General features: G+C 32.3%; 15 protein-coding genes. 8 read left to right on the top strand and 7 right to left on the bottom strand.

Annotated features, from left to right (window positions below):
- Positions 1 to 8: 8 nt before the first annotated feature.
- A complete protein-coding gene (locus tag MOV42_RS01530; RefSeq protein WP_324172058.1) occupies positions 9 to 941 on the bottom strand; it encodes a phosphatidate cytidylyltransferase in 933 nt (310 codons plus the stop codon).
- The gene (locus MOV42_RS01525; protein WP_324172057.1) at positions 941 to 1534 is read right to left on the bottom strand and encodes a CDP-alcohol phosphatidyltransferase family protein; all 594 of its coding nucleotides are present in this window, start codon (positions 1532 to 1534) and stop codon (positions 941 to 943) included. Before MOV42_RS01525 ends, MOV42_RS01530 begins: the two co-directional genes overlap by 1 nt.
- A gap of 352 nt (positions 1535 to 1886) precedes the next feature.
- Here MOV42_RS01525 and MOV42_RS01520 point away from each other — a divergent pair, with 352 nt between their 5' ends.
- The gene (locus tag MOV42_RS01520) at positions 1887 to 3089 is read left to right on the top strand and encodes an IS3 family transposase (RefSeq protein ID WP_324170767.1); all 1203 of its coding nucleotides are present in this window, start codon (positions 1887 to 1889) and stop codon (positions 3087 to 3089) included.
- A gap of 560 nt (positions 3090 to 3649) precedes the next feature.
- Here the strand turns inward: MOV42_RS01520 and ccoG are convergent.
- Complete coding sequence (gene ccoG / locus MOV42_RS01515; protein ID WP_324172056.1) at positions 3650 to 5059, bottom strand: cytochrome c oxidase accessory protein CcoG; 1410 nt, start codon at positions 5057 to 5059, stop codon at positions 3650 to 3652.
- A gap of 122 nt (positions 5060 to 5181) precedes the next feature.
- The gene (locus MOV42_RS01510; protein WP_324172055.1) at positions 5182 to 7347 is read right to left on the bottom strand and encodes a nitrate- and nitrite sensing domain-containing protein; all 2166 of its coding nucleotides are present in this window, start codon (positions 7345 to 7347) and stop codon (positions 5182 to 5184) included.
- Between the two features lie 106 nt (positions 7348 to 7453).
- Here MOV42_RS01510 and metH point away from each other — a divergent pair, with 106 nt between their 5' ends.
- Positions 7454 to 10939, top strand: a complete 3486-nt coding sequence (metH, locus tag MOV42_RS01505; RefSeq protein ID WP_324172054.1) for a methionine synthase — start codon at positions 7454 to 7456, stop codon at positions 10937 to 10939.
- Between the two features lie 4 nt (positions 10940 to 10943).
- On the opposite strand, the gene MOV42_RS01500 is transcribed toward metH, so the two are convergent.
- Together MOV42_RS01500 and MOV42_RS01495 are read right to left on the bottom strand one after the other, a co-directional pair.
- On the bottom strand, positions 10944 to 11600 hold the full coding sequence (locus MOV42_RS01500; protein ID WP_324172053.1) for a response regulator transcription factor: 657 nt from the start codon (positions 11598 to 11600) through the stop codon (positions 10944 to 10946).
- A complete protein-coding gene (locus MOV42_RS01495) occupies positions 11601 to 13505 on the bottom strand; it encodes an FIST N-terminal domain-containing protein (RefSeq protein WP_324172052.1) in 1905 nt (634 codons plus the stop codon). It abuts the gene before it with no gap.
- A 92-nt stretch (positions 13506 to 13597) separates the two neighbouring features.
- Here MOV42_RS01495 and MOV42_RS01490 point away from each other — a divergent pair, with 92 nt between their 5' ends.
- Complete coding sequence (locus tag MOV42_RS01490) at positions 13598 to 15094, top strand: aldehyde dehydrogenase family protein (protein ID WP_324172051.1); 1497 nt, start codon at positions 13598 to 13600, stop codon at positions 15092 to 15094.
- A gap of 3 nt (positions 15095 to 15097) precedes the next feature.
- Entirely contained in the window at positions 15098 to 15472 is a 375-nt protein-coding gene (locus MOV42_RS01485) for a DUF779 domain-containing protein (protein WP_324172050.1), read from the top strand.
- Positions 15473 to 15483: 11 nt separating this feature from the next.
- Here MOV42_RS01485 and MOV42_RS01480 read toward each other — a convergent pair whose 3' ends face one another.
- Positions 15484 to 16992, bottom strand: a complete 1509-nt coding sequence (locus MOV42_RS01480; RefSeq protein WP_324172049.1) for a YifB family Mg chelatase-like AAA ATPase — start codon at positions 16990 to 16992, stop codon at positions 15484 to 15486.
- A 361-nt stretch (positions 16993 to 17353) separates the two neighbouring features.
- Between MOV42_RS01480 and MOV42_RS01475 the strand changes: the two genes are divergently transcribed.
- From MOV42_RS01475 to MOV42_RS01460, 4 genes are all read left to right on the top strand, one after another.
- Complete coding sequence (locus MOV42_RS01475; protein ID WP_324172048.1) at positions 17354 to 18445, top strand: hypothetical protein; 1092 nt, start codon at positions 17354 to 17356, stop codon at positions 18443 to 18445.
- A gap of 3 nt (positions 18446 to 18448) precedes the next feature.
- Positions 18449 to 18940, top strand: coding sequence for a hypothetical protein (locus tag MOV42_RS01470; protein ID WP_324172047.1), 492 nt, complete (start codon positions 18449 to 18451; stop codon positions 18938 to 18940).
- 164 nt (positions 18941 to 19104) lie between these two features.
- Positions 19105 to 19641 carry a hypothetical protein gene (locus MOV42_RS01465; protein WP_324172046.1) on the top strand — a complete coding sequence of 179 codons (537 nt, stop codon included), beginning with the start codon at positions 19105 to 19107 and terminating at the stop codon, positions 19639 to 19641.
- 112 nt (positions 19642 to 19753) lie between these two features.
- Positions 19754 to 20227 carry a hypothetical protein gene (locus MOV42_RS01460; protein ID WP_324172045.1) on the top strand — a complete coding sequence of 158 codons (474 nt, stop codon included), beginning with the start codon at positions 19754 to 19756 and terminating at the stop codon, positions 20225 to 20227.
- Positions 20228 to 20387: the final 160 nt, after the last annotated feature.

Raw genomic sequence — 20387 nt, 5'->3', positions numbered from 1 at the left:
GTAAGCTCCTAATAGTACAGATAATAAACATAGTGAAAAAATAGAGGTGCTGTATATGTAAGGCTATCTACTCTATCTAGTATCCCTCCGTGACCTGGTAGTAAACTACCTGAATCTTTTACACCAATATCTCTTTTAATCATAGAAATTACAACATCTCCAATAAAACCACCACCAGAGATTATCATCCCAGCTATTAGAGCTTCAATCCAATTAAATGGTGTTAAAAAAGAGAAGAGTATTGCTAAGAAAGATATAGTTATAAATGCACCTATAAATCCCTCTACTGTCTTGTTTGGACTTACCTTTGGCATAATTTTTCTTTTACCAATACTCTTACCCCACATGTACTGTAAAATATCATTTAGCTCAGTTAAAAGAACAAGATAAAGAACCAACTCTTTACCACCAACATCATTTACCCTAATTGGGTCTAGTGTTATCATAAAAGCCAAATGACTAAGCCCAAAAACAAACAACATCAAGCCCCATTGAATCTTACTAGTGTTTTGGATAAAACCTTGATTTTCTCCTATGAGAACTTGTCTAAATGGCAAAAATAAAAATAGATAGACTGGTATCCATATAATAAACATCTCATACCACTCAATACTAGCGAAGTAAAACTGTGGAATTATAGAGAGGTAAGCATAAAAAATCACTCTCCTATCTGTATGTCGAGATGGTATGAGTGTAAAGTACTCCTTAAGTGCTAAGTAGCTTAAAAGTCCAAAGAAAAACATAGCAATCGTTGTATTTATCATTGTTCCAAAGATAAAAACCCCTATGATTATCCACCAAGAGTATATTCGCTCCTTTAACTCTTTAGAGTCTGCATAAAAGAGTCGTACAATAACAGTAGCAAAAATAAGAAGCCCTAATATAAAACTAATAACTAATCCACTTTTACCAGAGTATAATTCCATAAGTATATCTATCATTATAGTACTGCCTTTGATCTATTAAAAGTAGTTATAACCCCTAAAAGTGTAGATATACTAAGTAGGATGGTTACCCATATCCCAACACTTACACCAAGACCTAAAAGTAAACAGATTAAACCAAAAATAAAAGCCCTATCGCTCTTGCCCATAGGTCCATCATATCTTCTCTCTCCTCCTATTGTAGATGCTAAAACACCTGCCATCTCAGTAAATATACCAACTATTACAAACAAAACAACCCACACTACCGATACACCATTTACATATGCTAAGGGTAGATATAAAACGGTATCAGCAACTACATCACTCATCTCATTTAGCATCGCTCCTGCATCTGTTTTCATATCAAACTCTTTAGCCAAGATGCCATCTATCGCATTCATAGCCATTCGTATAAACATAAATATTGGAACAAAAAGAAGCACCCAAGATGCTCCATGAGTAAAACCAATCAAAGCACCTGTGAGCATGGAAAACACCAAAGCAACCCAAGTAACTTGATTTGGAGTAACTCCTTTATTTGCTAGGAAACTAACAGTAGGTCTTAATATAGCTTGAAATTTTGGTTTGAGGTCATATATGGTAGCCATAGCAATCCTTTTTATAAAGTTGATTGGCATTTAAAATATTACAAACAAGTAAAATAAAAACTATTAATTTCAAAATATATCCTTAATTTTAGAGTTCAGCTTCGCTCTTGGATGTTCCCGCGGAGACTGTGAAATAACTAAATAAATAACAGTCCCATAAATTACAAAAATCATAACATAAAGATTCTAAGATTAACCATCTTTAAACTTGTAAAATAGTATAATATCACTAATAATAGTCCGCAATATTGCTATCTCATATCAAATATAATGCCCCTAAAATCTAAGACACCAATTCAGTAGGATTTATTTTCAAAAAAGCTAAAATAAGTAAGAATTATGGAGATAAATTATGAGTAGAAAACAAGGGCAAACTTATACGGCAAAACAGAAGACTAAAATAGTCTTAGAAATGTTAAAAGAAGATATGACAATAAGTCAGTTAGCAACTAAGTATAAAATCACTTCTCAATCATTAGGAAAATGGAAGACTCAATTTTTAGAAAATGCATCTTTAGCATTTGACTTGGGTGGAGCGACGAAAGCTTATAGAGATGAAATAGAAGAGTTAAAAACTGAGAATGATGGCTTAGCTAAGGCACTAGGAAAAGCAACTGTAAGAGCAGGTTTCGTTGAAAAAAAGCTAAAGAGCTTGGACTTATGTAATAAAAAAGCTTTGATCGAGTCCAAGCATAAAAAATTATCAATTTCAGAGCAATGTGAGATATTTGGTATTAGTAGAAGCCACTATTACTATCAACCAGTACCAATGAGTCAAAAAAACATCAAACTACTTCATAAAATTGATGAGATAGCTACAGAGAACTCAGAGTATGGTTATAGGTTTATCTACGAGCAACTCAAAGAAGATGGCTATGCCATTGGCAGAAATAGAGTCTTGAAATATATGGCAATACTTGGCATACAAGCAATATACCCAACTAAAAAGAAACTAACAAGTATTAAAAATAAAGAACATAAAATATATGAGTACCTCCTCAAGAAGTATTGGACTAGAGTTGGTAAGAAAAATACTGTCTATGTGCCTACTCCAAACGAAGTATGGAGTGGTGACATTACCTATATTCGTATTAACGGAGGTTTTATGTATCTGGCAGCAGTTATAGACTGGCATTCTAAAGCTATACTCTCCTATAAAATATTATCATGCCCTTGTGGTACTAATTCTATGGATGCAACACTTGCAACCGATGTGCTAGAAAAGGCACTTGCAAAGTATCCTAAGCCTAAGATATTTAATAGTGATCAAGGAAGTCAATATACAAGCAATGAGCATACTCAGATACTTAAAAGATATAATATTCAAATATCAATGAATGGGAAAGCTAGAAGTATTCACAATATAGTAATTGAGAGATTTTTTAGAACCCTTAAACATGGTAATATTTACATAAATGATTATCAAACTATTAGAAATTTAAAAGAAGGAGTTAAAGCTTATATCTATAAATACAACTTTAAGAGATTTCACTCAAGTTTAGATTATAGAAAACCGATGAATGTTTATCTTGAATATCTAAAAAATGTAGGGTAAGGTAACAGTTGCTTATGAAATTAAATCTTTAGGAAAGTTGTCTTGATTTTTAGGGGCATTATATATGGAGGAAGAAAAAGTAAAACAATATTATTGTCTTCACAATACTATAATACTTTTTTTGTTTTATACCAAGAAGCATTGTCGATAAGATAAACGATAGGCTTTCATAATACTTTCTAACTATTTTTAAATGTTCTATCGTTGTTAGAGCATTCCCTGTTTCATGAAATGAGATGATCACTACTGAGATTAAAGCTACCGAAGCAGTTATCCAAATACCTTCATAGCTGCTCCTTATGCGTTAACTTCTTTATTACACCTTTTGGTACTCCGTCTCAAAACATGTAAACAGCTAATAATCATTCCTTTACAACGGCATTTTTTTCATTTCGCATAGCTTGTGAAACTTCTAAGACAACTTTTGTTTTAAATCCTGCTCAAGGGGTACCCCGTCTACTCATACTTTTACCCTCATCTTTATTGTTTAATTTTACTAGGCAAGATAGACTCTAAGGGGTGAATACTTAAAGTCTATCCTATTGATATTTAAATGTTTATTATTTCGCTGCTTTTAGTATCTCAGTTTTTGGAAAAACAAAGATTGATTTTCTAAAAACAACTATCTCTTTTTCATGACCCAAAGCATAAGCACGAATAGTTATAGGAATGATAGTATCTTTTCTATCATCTTTAACTAAAATCTCTGTCGTCCTAAGAACAACAATCTTTTTCTTTTTAATATTTGGAACTGCTGTAAATGCCTTTGAAGGTTTAGCTATAGTTATCTTTCCTTCCATACCCTTTGGAGCTATAACTTCAAAGTAAAATTTCATTTTTTCTTTTTGAGTGTTTTGAAGTAAAAACTCATAAGCATTATCGACTCTAACCTTACCATTTGGGAGTAGTTTAGTTGAGTAAAAGCGAGTTTCTTTGTTTATATTTAAAAGCATGTTTTCTTTTGTGCTGCTCATAAAAGCTAAGGCAATCATTATTCCAATCAAGAGAACTATGTAAGCTAAAACTTTTGCACGAAAATATTGTGTTTTACCTTTTTGCTCAATTATTTCAAAATCACTAGACCAAGTTACTAAAGAAGGCTTTCCAAGTTTACCCATAACAGTTGTACAAGCATCTACACATTCAAGACAGTTTATACACTCTAGTTGAAGACCTTTTCGTATATCAATATGAGTAGGACAAACGGTTACACAGCTTTCACAAGCGGTACATTCAGCATGAGGCTCTTGCACTTGAATATCTTTTTGAGAAGTAAATTGTTTTTGTTTATTTTTATCATAGATATTACCACCTCTATGAATATCGTATAGTGCCATTATCGTATGCTCATCATATAAAACAGACTGTACACGAGAGTAAGGACAAACATATATACAGTAGTCCTCTTTTAAAAATACAATGTCATAAACTAAAAATAGTGTCATAACACCAACTGTGCCAAAAAGAGTCCAATGATTGTTAAAATCAAGAAGATAATTGAAAAAATCTTCAGGTGGAACAAAAAACCATAAAAAGTTAGAACTTGCAAGAAGAGAAAGTGCTATCCAAAGTAAAATAGCAATCACTTTTTTAACCTTATTTTCTGCCTTTGACATATCAGGTTCTTTTTGCTTGTTTTTTATGCGAGAACGAAGACCTAATATTTTAGTTTCTATCAAATCTCTGTAAATAACGCGAAAAATAGTTTGAGGACATATCCATCCACAAAAAACACGACCACCTAAAACGGTCATACCAAAGATTCCTAAAAACATAAACATTAGCAAAAATGGCATCAAATACAACTCTTGCATATCAAACTCAATAAAAGCAAGATGTAGTTTTAGCTTATCAAAACTAAGTAAAAAGAAGTGATTTCCATCAACTGTTATCCAAGGCAATATCAATGTTATAACCGTAATTGCTATAAATACATAGTACCTTTTAATTCTCCATTTATTCTTAACCATAAAAACTCCTTATTATCAAAAAAGATTAATATTGTCACAATATTGTCATATTGTAGCTAATGTATGTTTAGCTTTATATTAATATTATATTATAATTAATATAATCATTTCAAATATAATAGCTATTTATCTACTTCTTCAATAATATTATTTAGATATCTAAATAAATCTTTGGCATTTTCTTCTGCTATTTTAAATGAATCTATAATATTTTGAGAATTTTTCATAATGTCTGATTCTATATAGTTTGGAAGTTTACCTATGCTTTCATGTATTGCTTTATGTGGTATTTCTATTTTGGCGTATGAAGGTGAATCTCCAAAACTTTCTTTACCAACTTTAGTGTACCACTCTCCAAATCTGCATTCTGTATGTTTTGATGGGATATACTCTTTATTATTTTTAAATACAGCTTCATAACCACCTAACTTAAAGATAACATGATCAAGTTTAGCAAGATTAATAAACATATCATTTGTTATCGTCTTATTGCTTGCTTGAATCTCATGTGAAACATCTACTAAAGTATAAAGACTTCCATTGAAATTCTCTAGTCTTTCTAAAGAAATTACTATCTCTTTATCCATCTGCTCTGAAAATTCTTGCATTGCAGAAGAATTTTGTTTTAATAAGTTTATATTTACTTCTACTTCGCTTGTAGCTTTTTGTGTTATTTCCGCTAGTTTTCTAACCTCATCAGCAACAACAGCAAAACCACGACCATGCTCACCCGCACGAGCAGCTTCTATGGCAGCATTTAAAGCTAGTAAATTTGTTTGATCTGAAATGTCTTTTATAAGAGAAATGACATTTGTAATCTCAGCAACACTTCCATTTAACTGCTCATAATTTTCTCTACTCTCACCCATTTTTAAAGATATGCTTTGCAAAGAGTCTCCCATCTCAGTTGTAGAGGTTTTAACTTCTTCAACAGTAGATTCTGTTTCTAAACTTTTCTCATTTATATCTTTTAATGAATTCATATTTTTAACAAGATCTTCTTGAACAGCTTTTATTCCTCGTCCAACACCCTTGCTTAAAAGTTCTGTTAAAGATAAGGTAAGTCGATTTTTTTCTAGTTGAATTTCGCTCTCTTTTGCATGCTCTTGAGAATTTTGTAAACTTTCATTTGCATTTAAAATAGCCTCATTTGCTGTTTGAACCATGTGGCTTGCCGCACTTTGAATAGAAGAAATTTCATCATATCCATCTTGTGAAACTTCAAGTGAAAAATCTTTTGAAGATATTATTTCATCAAGTTCATCTTTAAAAAGAGAAATTCTCGTAGTTAAACTATTTGCAACTATAAAACCAAAAATAATAACAAAAAGAGTTACACTAGCATTAATAAGCATACCAATTGTCATGCTTAATTTAGCTTCAGACTTCAAATCATCTATTAACACTAAAACAGAATCTGAAAGATGTACTTCTACTTTTTTAAGTAGATTTATTTTTGCTGTTATTGTCTTAAACCAATATGTAGCATCTACGCCAAATTCTCCACCTGATCTCTCAAATGCTATTTTTCTCATTCTTGCTACTTCATCAACTGGCTTACCAACTAAAGTTTTCTTATAAAAATTTGCATTATCAGTAGATGCTAAAAATAAAAATCTACTCATATAAGTATCTTGCTCAACAGTAAGTTTAATAAACTTTGCATAAAAACCTTTAGGAAATGAATCTTTTGCAAAGGTTCCTGTCATAACTGCTCGCTCAACTCCTGCTCTTTCTTTTGAATAAAGAAAATTAACAAAAGCATTTAAAGCTGTACTCATTGTTTTATCATTACTCATCTTCGCAATATAGGCTATGGTATCTAAAAAAGCTCCATTTAAAGGAGTATAATAACCAACTGTTTGAGGAACACTTAACTCCAATGAACTTATCTTTGAACGCTTATCGTTTAGCTGAGAAAGACGACTCATTGCGTCATCCATCTGAGTTTTCATTGCAGATGGATATTTAGAAAAATCAATAGTTTTATAAAAAGCTTCCATCGCCGCTCTTGTTAAATCTGTATCTTTTCTTATTCTCGGTACAGCATCTACAAATTTAACACCCTTAGAACCTACAAATCCAGCAGATGCACCTCTTTCTTTTTGAGTATTATGCACCATTGCACCAATTTTTGTTGCAAGTATTGCAATTTCTTGAATATTTGAGAATTCTACTGTTTGCTTATAATTTTTGTAACTATTTAAACTTCCTAAAATAACAATAACCAATAAAGGCAAAAATACCATCATCGCTAACTTTATTTTAATTGACATATTATTTAACATAAGAAACCTTTTCGTAGTTATAACTAATGATAATCAATATCTTGTTTTATCTTGCTTAAACTTTTTCACAAGATATTTTTATGCTCTTTTTCGCTAAAATCCAATTATGAAAACACAAGATTATATTTTACAAACTATTCAAAAACGCCCTCTAATTATAGATGGTGCTTTAGGTACACAACTCCAACAACGAGATGAGCAAATCCCTGCATCTGCTTGGGAGGGAAACGAAGGTTGTAACGAACTTTTAAATGTTACGGCACCAGATATTTTAAGTGAAATTGCACATGCTTACCTTAGTGCTGGAGCAGACTTTATAACTACAAACACTTTTGGTTCTTTCTCTTGGGTTTTAGATGAGTACGATATAGGTCATAGAGCAAATGAACTCACAAAAGCTGGAGCAGAGATAGTAAAAAAAGAGTGTGAAAAATTCTCAACAAAAGAGCATCCTAGATTTTGCTTAGGCTCAGTTGGACCAGGGACAAAACTTCCCTCTTTAGGGCATATTAGTTATGATGAAATGTATGAAGGTTATACCAGTTTTTGTGAGGCTCTTATAGACGGTGGAGTTGATATTTTTTTACTAGAAACTGCTCAAGACCCGCTGCAAATAAAAGCTGCACTTCACGCTTGTAAAGAAGCAAGTCGTAAAAAAGAAGTTGACATCCCAATCATGGTTTCAGTAACCATAGAACTTAGTGGAACTATGCTTATAGGTACAGATGCCGCAACCATAGCTACTATTTTAGAACCTTTCGATATTTTAAGTCTTGGTTTTAACTGCGGAACAGGACCCCAACAAGTTTTAAAACATGTAAAAACTTTAAGTGAAGTTTGGCATAAACCCATAAGTGTTCATGCAAATGCAGGACTTCCTCAAAACCGTGGTGGATATACTTACTATCCGATGGGACCTGATGAGTTTAGTGATAAACAAGAGGCTTTTTTAGAGTTTGATGGGGTTAGCTTTTTAGGTGGATGTTGTGGTACTACACCTGAGCATATTCGCTCTCTTGTAGATAGAGTTAGTGCTATAAAACCTAAAGTAGCAACAGGTTCACATCCAAATGCTATTGCGTCACTTTTTAACACTACTTCTCTTATGCAAGAACCTGCTCCTCTACTTATGGGAGAACGCTCAAACGCAACAGGTTCAAAAGCTTTTCGTGAACTACTTTTAGCAGAAAACTATGAAGGAACGCTAAGTGTTGCTCAGCAACAAGTAAGAGCAGGTGCTCACGCAATAGATGTAAATGTCGGTTTTGCAGGTCGAGATGAAACTAAAGATATGAATGCTGTTATTGGCATGTATAACCAAAAAATAGCTCTTCCTCTTATGCCTGATTCTACTCAGACTGTTGGACTTGAAACTGCTCTTAAAAACATAGGCGGCAAGCCAATTTTAAACTCTGTTAACCTTGAAGATGGAGAAGATAAGTTTGATGAAGTATGTGCCTTAGCTAAAAAGTTTGGTACATCACTTGTTTGTTTAACTATCGATGAAGTTGGTATGGCAAAAACAGTTGAAAATAAACTAGCAGTAGCCGACAGAATTATAGACTTAGCAACCTCAAGACATGGCATAAAAAAAGAAGACTTGGTTTTTGATGTTCTTACCTTTACATTAGCGAGTGGAGATGCTGAATATCTAGATGCTGGGGTAAATACCATAGATGCTATAAGAGCTTTACGAGAAAAACATCCAGAAGTAGGTGCTGTTTTAGGTCTTTCAAATATCTCTTTTGGCTTAGATAAAGATGCAAGACCTTACCTTAACTCTATGTTTTTACATCACTGTATAGATGCTGGTTTAACTAGTGTTATTATCAATGTCAAGCATATTATCCCCCTAAATAAAATAAGTGAAGAAGACCAAAAAATTTGTAATAACCTTATCTTTAACAAAAAAGAAAATGCCCTTTTTGATTTCATAGAACACTTTTCTTCAAAAGAAGCCATCGATACAGATGCCGAAGATGAAGCATATTTAGCGATGAGTGATAAAGAAAAAATAGCCAAACTTCTTATGGATGGGGATAAAGAAAGAATGATTCCACTTGTTGAAAAAGCTCGTCAATCAATCGCTCCAGAGGTCATAGTAAATAAAATCCTCATAGATGCTATGAAGGTTGTAGGGGAACTTTTTGGTTCAGGTCAGATGCAACTTCCTTTTGTGCTTCAAAGTGCAGAAACTATGAAAAAAACTGTTGATTATCTAAACCCTTACTTGCCAAAAATTACAAAAGAAATAGATACTATCTTAGCCCTTGGAACAGTTAAAGGAGATGTACATGATGTTGGTAAGAATCTTGTAGATATCATACTCTCAAACAATGGTTTTAAAGTTATGAACTTAGGCATAAAAGTTGAGCTTGAAGACTTTACAAAAGCGGTCATTGAGTCAAACGCAACTGCCATTGGAATGAGTGGACTTTTAGTAAAATCAACTCAAGTAATGCAAGAAAATTTAAAAAGTTTAAAAAAACAAAATATTAAAATCCCTGTTTTACTTGGTGGTGCAGCATTAACTCGTAACTTTATAGATGAATTTTGTCGTCCTTTTTATGATGGGCCTATCTTTTACTGCAAAGATGCTTTTGATGGTGTAACTGCGATGAGTCGTATCGAAGCTGGAAATCTTGATACTGATTTGCATGGTAAAGATAAAGAACAAAAAGTAAAAAAGGTAAAAAAAGAAATAGTTATTCCTCCTTTTGAAGAGTTAAAAATGCCTAACCGGGATGTCAAAGTTCCTACTCCTCCTTTTTGGGGAAGAAGAGAAGTTAAACTAACTGACACTCAAATAGAGATGGCATTTGAATGGATAAACCATAAGATACTTTTTAAATCTCGTTGGGGTTATAGTTCAAAAGGAATGACAAAAGAGGAGTATCAAAAACAAGTAAATGAAGTTATTTTACCCGCTTATGAAAAACTAAAAGCACAGTTTTTGGATGAAAAACTTTTTGAGCCTACTATCATTTATGGCTATTGGCCTTGTAGAAGTGATGACAATAAACTTCTTCTATTTGACCCACAAGATGGCTACAACTCAGATGCCGAGGTAAATACCAAACCGCTAAAAGATGTAAGAGCAGATGCAATAAAAGAGTTTAATTTTCCAAGACAAAGAAAAGCACCTCACCGTGCATTAAGTGACTTTTTTCACTCAGACAGACACGATGTAATAGCCCTTACTTGTGTTAGTTCTGGGGGTAAACTTAGTGATGCAGAAAGAGCCATAATGGATGAGGGAAATTACACAGAGTATTATCAGTTTCATGGACTTGGAGTTGAGTTAGCCGAAGCTTTAGCTGAAATAGCTCACAAGCAAATAAGACTAGATTTAAACATTTCAGATGGAGAAGGAAGTAAACTAAGTGATGTACAAATGAACAAATACCAAGGTTCTCGTTACTCTTTTGGTTACGCAGCTTGTCCTGACTTAGAACTAAATCGTCCTCTTTTTGACTTGTTAAAACCAGAAGAATTTGGTATAGAGTTAAGCGAAACTTTTCAAATTCATCCAGAGCAATCTACAAGTGCTTTAGTAGTTTACCATCCAAACGCAACTTACTATAATGTGTAAGTTGTTATCTTCTCTTAATCACATAACCAATAGAGTGAACATTCAGTATAAAATCTTCTTTTAAATTTGATTTTAATCTGTTTACTTCTGCTCGAATAGTAGAGTTGTCTATCTCATAATTATTCCATACATAATTTCTAAACTTATCGTAGTCAACTGTATTTCCACAATTCATTGCCAAAAGATTTATGATATCTAATTGTCTTTTTGGAATAACTTGCAACTCATTATAAAAGTAAAGTGCTTGTGATTGCATGTTGAAACTATATCCATTTGAAAGACGGGTATGTTCTTGTGGTACTTTATGAGTTCTAAGCATTTTATCTATTCTTAGAGATAACTCCTTTAAATGAAATGGTTTTTTTAGATAATCATAACAACCAAGTTCAAATGCACGAGAGATATCTTCAATATCTATCAATGCACTAATGAAAATTGCAGGTATTTGAGGGTAAGTTTCATAAACTTTTTCTAACAAGGTAAGCCCATCCATTCCTGGTACATTTATATCTAAAATCAACAAATCAAAAGATTCTTCTTTTAAACTTTCTAAAGCTAAATTGCCATCCCTAAAACAATCAACTACATGACCAGTTGTTTCTAAATATTTTGCAATTGCCAAATTTAACATGGAATCATCTTCTAATAACAAAATTTTCATCTAATCTCCTACACTGAAAATGTAACTAAAAGAAGTCTTTTGTGCATCTGATGAAACCAATATTTCAACATCCTCTTCATCACAAATCTGTTTTACAAGATTTAAACCAAGTCCAAAACCTTCTGCTGATTTACTCTCTCGATAATAAGCCTCAAAAATCTTATCTTGATTTATTATATGCGTAGATTTACTCTCTATAGTAATAATCACCTTAGTCTTTATTTTATCTACTCTAATTCTAATCGCCTCACCTTCTTCACTGTATTTTATCGCATTTGTTAAGTTATTATCTACAATTCTTTGAAGCTTTGTTTCATTGAAGGTTATCATCACATTTTCTACATTACTCTTAAACTCAAGGGACAAACCTTCAATATGAGCAACCTCTGCAAAAAACTCTATTCTACTCCTCATATAGTCAAGTAAATCTATCTCACGAGAATGATAAGTAATTTGATTTTTTTTTACCATGTAACTTAAGTCATCATAAACACTAAAAATATTTTTCATGGCTACTTCTATATTTGAAAGATAAACATTTTTGCCATATTCTAATTCATAAAGTTCTATATTACTCATAGCAACTGCTAAAGGTGTTACTGTTTCGTGAATCGCATGACGCATAAAAAGTTTTTGTTTATCTAAAAGTTCTTGTGAGAATTGTTTTTCCTGTGCCAAAGATTTTGCTTGTGATTGCAAATCTCTTGATGATTGTTCTATGAGATGAGTGAGTGCTTTTATTGTAGTTGTATATTCACTAAAACCTTTCGTTTGTTTATCTTGAAGTTTAAATTTTTGTACATTTGTGCCTTGACTCTCAGAGAGTGCAACAACAGTTAAGGTTTGGTTTAAAAGTTTATTATGCCCTTTGTGATGAAAAAATTCTCCATAGGTAAAAAAACCTGCCGTAGATGCAAGACTACTAAATGGTTCGAGTTCAACTTGAATAAAGTCAGGCATATAGCGTCTTCTTGCCATACACGAGTAAATAAAAAATGATTCAACATTATTGTTACAAAATTTTTCTAATGAGCTTGAAGGTTGATTTATAATCATCTCAGCATTTCCAAAACCCAATTTTACACTGTCATTTTCATCTAAGTTTCCAGCAAAACTAAGAGAACCATCATCATGCTTTGCAATGACAGCTCGAGCTATTTTAATCCCATCTTTTTCCACTATAAGAGGAAATTCAATTCCAGTTGCAGGCAGATGATTTGCAACATCTTTGCCAAGATATTTTGCATAAAAATCTACAGAAGTAATCCCATCAATCTTGTAAACCCTATTTGCTTCAACTACATCTATCTTATGTTCTATTCCTATAGGTGACCAGTTAAAACTATAATCATTATCTATACATAAAGTATCAGAGTTTAGTGATACACCAACAGCACCGCGTTCTAACAGAGTAGTACCATCAGAGATAAATGTTTGAATAAAATCTCCATTATCTCCTGCCATACCCCCAGCTATCATAACGCTAGAGTTAAAAGACTCTATACCTTTTAAGAACTCTTCTCCATTAGCTGTTGTTCCATCGGTAAAAACAATAATCAGTTTAGTATTATCTTGCATAAGATTTTGACAAAGTTCTTTACCATTTTTAAAATAGTCAGTACCACTAACATGGGTACTCTTAATCTCCGTTGTTTCAAATACAGAAATAGATATAACAGTTTTTTTTGTATAAACTATGCCCTCTTGAATTTCACCATCAGTAGTTGTTCCTATTGATACAGCATGTGGAAGTAACTTTTTTATCTCTTTGATAGTTGTTTCTAAAATATCTTTACCTGAACCACAAAATATTTGAATTAATATGTTTTTTTTAGATAACAAATACTCAGCATCTATGAGGTCTTTTATAGGTGTATGACTTAATATATAGTTAAATGTTTTCATAGTAAGACCATTATATCCTATTTTTTAAGACGCTATTTAATCGCTATTTTTTAAATGTATACTTCTTGCAAGACAAAATTAAAGGAAAAAAAATGGCATACGCAAAACCAGAGTTTAAAGCTCAGTACGAAAACTTTATAGGTGGAGAATGGATTGCTCCTGTTGATGGAAAGTATTTTGAGGCGACTTCACCAATAGATGGTAAAGTAATAACAAAAGTTGCTCAATCTAACAAAAAAGATGTAGAAGTAGCCATTAAAGCTGCATGGAAAGGTTTTGAGACTTGGGGTAAAACTTCAGTGACCGAGAGATGTTCTGTATTAAATAAAATAGCAGATGCCATGGAAGCAAACTTAGAGATGCTCTCTATTGCAGAAACATGGGATAATGGTAAGGCTGTGCGTGAAACAATTAATGCGGATTTACCTTTAGCAATAGATCACTTTCGTTATTTTGCAAGTGTTATTCGTTCAGAAAGCGGAACAGTTAGTGATTTAGATAGCAACTTAATCTCTCAAGAAGTATTTGAACCACTTGGTGTTGTAGGACAGATTATTCCTTGGAACTTTCCAATTTTAATGGCCGCTTGGAAAATTGCTCCAGCAATTGCGGCAGGTAATTGTGTTGTACTTAAACCTGCTGAACAAACACCTGTTTCTATTATGCTTATGATGGAAGTAATCGCAGATGTCCTCCCTGCTGGAGTAATCAATATCATTAATGGTTTTGGTCCAGAGTGTGGTAAACCACTAGCATTAAGTAAAGGTATCAGAAAAATCGGATTTACTGGCGAAACTACAACTGGTAAACTAATCATGCAATACGCAGCAGAAAATATTATCCCTTCTACTGTTGAGCTTGGTGGTAAATCTCCAAATGTATTTATGCAAAGTATTATGGATGAGGATGATGCATTCTTTGATAAAGCGATAGAAGGCTTAGTTCTATTTGCATTTAACCAAGGTGAAGTTTGTACTTGCCCATCTCGCGCACTTATCCAAGAGAGTATCTATGAGCCATTTATGGCAAGAGTTTTAGAAAGAATCAAAGCTATTAAACGCGGAGACCCTCTAGATGCTAGTTGTATGATGGGGGCACAAGCTTCAAATGACCAATATGAAAAAATTCTAAACTATATTGACATCGGTAAAGCTGAGGGTGCAGAGCTTCTTATTGGTGGTAATAAAGCTAGTGTTGCGGAGTATCCTAATGGTTATTTTATTGAGCCTACAATCTTCAAAGGCGATAACAAAATGAGAATTTTCCAAGAGGAAATTTTTGGTCCTGTTCTTTGTGTTACAACATTTAAAGATATCGATGAGGCAATAGAAATCGCAAATGACACTATTTACGGTCTTGGAGCTGGAGTATGGACAAGGAATGTTCATGAGATGCAAAAACTTACTCGTAGCATTGAAGCTGGTCGTGTTTGGGCTAACTGCTATCATCACTATCCAGCACACGCTTCATTTGGTGGGTATAAACAATCAGGTATCGGCAGAGAAAACCATATGATGATGTTAAGCAACTATCGCCATACAAAAAATATTTTAACTTCATTTGATGAAAATGCTTTAGGTTTCTTTTAGACAATGACAACTTCAAGAGTAGAGTCAACACAAGCCGCTAACAAAATCATCGACCAACTTAGAAAAGAACATGAGTGCGAACTCATGTTCCATCAAAGTGGTGGATGTTGTGATGGTTCAGCTCCTATGTGTTTTGAAGTTGGTGATTTTATAGTTGGCAGTCGAGATGTAAAACTAGGAGAGATTCATGGTTGTGAATTTTTCATGTCACCTGAGCAGTTTGAGTATATGAAAGCGACACATCTCACTATTGACATAGTTAAAGGAAGAGGCTCTAGTTTCTCTTTAGAAATTCCACTAGGGGTAAGATTTATAACTATCTCTAGACTTTTTACAGATGAAGAGTCTGCAAACTTAGAAGAGATTGAAGTAGATTAGTTCTACTTCAATCATCGTCTTCTGTAACTAAGAGCCTCTAAAACATGGCTCTTCTGTATCAACTCACTTTTTTCTAAATCGGCAATAGTCCTAGCTACTTTTTGAGTCTTTTTTATAGCTCTAAAAGATAAGGCAAATTTACTCACAGCCATATCTAAAACACTTTTAGCATCTATGTCTAAAGCACAGAAGTTCTCTATTTCCTTGTCACTAAGTTTGGCATTAAAATTATCTTGACCTCTCTTTTTTGCAAAATGATGTGCCTCTAAAACTTGCTTGTGTAACTCTTTTGAACTCACACTTGCTTTGTCTTTAGCATCTACACTTTGCATAACAACTGTTAAGTCAATGCGGTCTAAAAATGGGTCTGAAAGTCTGTTTTTATATCTTTGAATTTCTTTCTCATTGCATCTACACTCTAGATGCTCATTTAAAAGATTTCCACAAGGACAAGGATTCATCGCCCCAACAAACAAAAAGTTACTTGGATACTCAACCTTAGTGTTTACTCTTGAAATTCTGATACGATTGTCTTGCATCGGTTCTCTTAGTGCTTCTAAAATTGTTTTACTAAAGTGAGGAAGTTCATCAAAAAATAAAACTCCATTATGTGCTAAACCAACTTCACCTATTTGAGCTTTGAAAGAACCACCTCCAAACACGCTGCCAAGGGTAGAAGTGTGATGTGGTGAACGCATGTTCCTATGTGGTTTAAACTCTATGGGTTTAGCTTCAAGGGCCTGAAGTTTGGCAACATCAAGTATCTCCTCAGTTTTCATGGCAGGTAAAATGTACCTAAGTCTTTTAGCTATCATACTTTTACCACAACCGGGAGAGCCTTCAAATAAAATATTATGAAAACCCGCACTCGATATAAGTGCGGCTCTTTTTGCAACCTCTTGTCCTTTTACATCACTAAAATCATCTTCATACTCTTTAGCGTAGTAATATTTCTCACCCTTAATCTCATAAAATGGGTAGGCTATCTCTGTTTGAGCAATACTTGGAGAAATCCCTTCTTGGTTACTTAAAAGTTCTGTTGCATCTTGGAGTGTTTTTACTCCGTAAAATTCTATATTTGGAATCTTTGAAAGTTTTTCTAAACTCTCAAAAGGAACAATAGCCTTTGTAATGATTTTTTGATTTGCAAGAGATAAGATGAGAGGATATAGTTTCAGGTTTTCTTTTACACTTCCATCTAGTCCAAGTTCACCAAAAACAAACCACTCGCTAAAGTCTGCATCACTAGCATTTAACGCTATCAAAAGGGCGATGCTAAGGTCAAACTGCGAGCCTTCTTTTCGTATGTCACTTGGAGAAAGCGACAAGGTAACACGCTTTGGAGGAAAAGAAAAGTCATTACTCAAAAGTGCAGACTTAACTCGCTCTTTTGACTCGTTTATAGAGATGTTTGCCATACCTACAATAGTAAAAGAAGGAAGCCCTTTTGTTAAGGTAGATTCAACATCAACAACCTTAGCATCTATACCTTCATAAGTAGCACAGTTTAGTTTTTTCATAGCTTACTCCTTAAAAATCTAATGGGCTGATAACTTTAGCCTTGTTCATTTCACTTACAACATGTCTGGCACTAAATGCCGATACTACCGTCGCTAAAGCTACATGTTGTATATTAAGTAAGATATCTAACATTTAACATACACATAATCTTTAAGCACTTTATAGTATTTTTATCTTTTTATTAAAAAGCATGTCATTTTGTCATATTTTTTAGCAAATTTACATTTTTAGCATACATTAAAAGTGATAGCTAATTATTGTATTTAAGGTTTTTTTATATAGAATGTGTTTGAATAAATAGTATTTTAAACTAGAACAAATAAAACTATAAATAAAGCATATCTAACATTGGAGAATGAATTGCCGACATTAGCTGCCAAAAAAAAGAGAGAAGAAGAAAAGAAAAAAGCTGAAGAATTAAAGCGAAGAAACACTGCATTTATAGTTCCCGTTGAAAGCCCAAGAGAAAAGTACAGAAAAGAAGTCTTTGAAAGACGAGCAAACAAACCTGCACCTAAAGAAAAAATCGCTCCTTATAAAAGAAAAAACAAAGCAATACTTCAAAATATATCTATTTTAACTTGTCATAACACAGCTGTCTACATGGAAGCTATACAATGGGTTGACCTTGAAAAAGACAAGAAGAACCTTGATAATATTCGTACTGATATAGAACGATTAGGGCAAGATGTAAAACTAAGAGTTAAAATTGATTTACCAAATACTGAACATACTTTTGCAATCGAGCAAAAAAAGAGAATAGCAGACAAGCCAGAATTACCTTTTGAGACTGTTTCTAAGAAAGAATTTACTGAAACAAGTGATGAAAAAGGTTATATCTTTATCAAAGATACTTTTCAGCTAGAAGATGAAGACAATTACAAACATTTCTTTAAAGCTTCTTCTGATATTGAACAAAAATCATCTGCTGGGTTAATCACAAAAAAATATGAAGTTAAAATTTTATTTGATAAAAATAAAGATAAAAATAAAATCACGGAACACTCTATTCAAGTTCTAAAAAATATTGGAAAAGAAATTAAACTTAAGACTATATATGTTACAAGTATGGAAAGAACAGCTGGAGAACAATTAGAGGCAATGTTTTCATTAATAAAATCAAGAGGTGTAAAAACTGCATATAAGCTCTACGGAAAGGCTGGAGATAAAGTCATAAAAGCTTATGAAAATAAAGATTTAAAAAATGATTTAGAACGAAAAAGTGCTATGTTAAAGCAAATTGAAAAAGAATCACCATCCAGTCATATGAATAATGATGCATCAAAACAAATTATTGACATTAGTGAAACTAGAATGCCTAAAGATAAAAAATCACTATTTAAAGATGCAGTAGAAAATAATAAAGACATTGATAACAATAAGTTTTTCACACCACCAAAAGACCCTGCTTTTCACATAGAAATAATAAATCAAAAAACAGAAGGGAAATAAGCCATGAAAGCTTTCAACATAATTTTTTTATTTTTATTTTTGAGTCTATCATCTCAACTTCTTGCTAATGAATGTCAATTTGATTCTGATCAAATCACTAAACAATATGTTCTAGACAACACACAATTAACAAACTTTGAATGGAATAATAAACTAAAAATAGCTAAAACGACTATCCATAAAAGTGTATTACAAATACAATATTATTCATGTAATCACTTTGGTCAAACTATAATTTTTCAAGATAATATCACTAAAGATAATATTCAAAAAAACTTAAAATGGTTAGCAAATTTTACTCTAGGAAAGAATGAGAAAAACAAATTTATTTTATCTTTAGAGAATAAAAAATTTCAAAATTTATTGAGTAAATTTTCAAAAAATAAAAAAATAATATGGCTAATCCAAGATAATGAATATAGTGAATTTATTTTAATTATAGAACAGCTGACTGAAAGAACAATAAGTATAAAAATATCATGGTATATTGCATGATTTATTCTAAAATGCAAAGTAGAAAACACCATTGAAAGTATAACGAGACCTCAAAACGAACGGTAAAATCGTCGCTTGAGTCAACTGTTATATCAAAGAATATTGAATAATTAATATTCTTTGATATGGCTAGTTTTCTAGTCTAAAATTAAAGGAGAAATTTCATGAAGAAATTAGGATTAAGCTTACTATCAATTATGATAGCATTAAGTATTACAGGTTGTGGCTCAAATAGTCCAACAATACCAAAAATAAAAGCAACGGAAAAGTTTCAATTTAGTAATGCTAAACTAAATCTTTCACAGCTTGTTAAAACAGAAATCATATACCACACACAAAGAGAGCTCGAAGATATCTTAAATGCTAAACTTTCAAAACTATTAGATAATGATGGCTTATTGTCTGATAACAATAATATGAACAAGCTTATTGTTAACGCAAATTATGAAAGAAGATTTGTTGGTGATGCAACACCAATACCTACTGATTCTTTAGCTTATCCAAACTATTCATATTCTATTAAAATTATGAATAATAAAAAATTATTAGGTACTATAAATAAAGATAAGTTAACTTTCAGAGGTGGATTTGTAATGAATTTAGAAATTATAGCAGGTACATTAAGAGATAAAAAATATGAATTAGAATTTATAGATGCTTTAGCAAATACAATATTTAAAGATATTAAAAATCTAAATTAAGATACGATATAACAAGTACTTGGAGAGAAATACGAAGCCAAAGAGCGGCTTCGTATTTCTCAAGACAGTCGTTATGAGTCTATCAAAAATAAAAAGAAACCAAGGAAAAATCATGAGATTAAAAATAAAAACACTATTGATATTAGTACTAATGTCTATAAACTTATTTGCACTTGAATGCAATGATGCTTCATTTAATAAAGGAGAGAAAGAGATAAAGGAAGTTATTTCTTTTTACAAGAAATCTTCAACTACAGAACAAGAAAGAAAATCAGAGATAAGTAAAAATAATTATGATTCAGATATGAAAATATTAAAAAAAACATTCACTTCTTTAAATGAAAAAAAATCTTATATATTTTTAGCAAATATGACTAATGATGATAATATAAACACTTGGAAAGCTTTAAAAAAAACTTGTCAAGGTAGAGATTTAATAGCTGTTAAAAAGCAACAAGAAGATGCTGAAAAGAGGAAAAAACTTATTCATAAAAAAATGGAACATATTAATACAAGTATTAGTAATAAACAGCTTGCAATCAAAATTGGAGAAGAGGAGTATAAACCCCTAAAGCTAAATCAGTAAATTGAGTTAATGAAAAAACTAGACTTAAGTTAAAAGTGTAAGAAGATGAAAAACACGACATCATAACAAAACGCAGGAGCCAATAGTTTACCCTAGCGGGAAAACTATTGCTCTCCTCGACCGTTATCCGCTCACTGCGTGACCGGATAACGGGGGCGCG

The sequence above is a fragment of the Sulfurimonas sp. genome (assembly GCF_029027405.1).
Taxonomy (GTDB): Bacteria; Campylobacterota; Campylobacteria; order Campylobacterales; family Sulfurimonadaceae; genus Sulfurimonas.
This window is presented reverse-complemented; position numbering and strand designations above follow the sequence as displayed.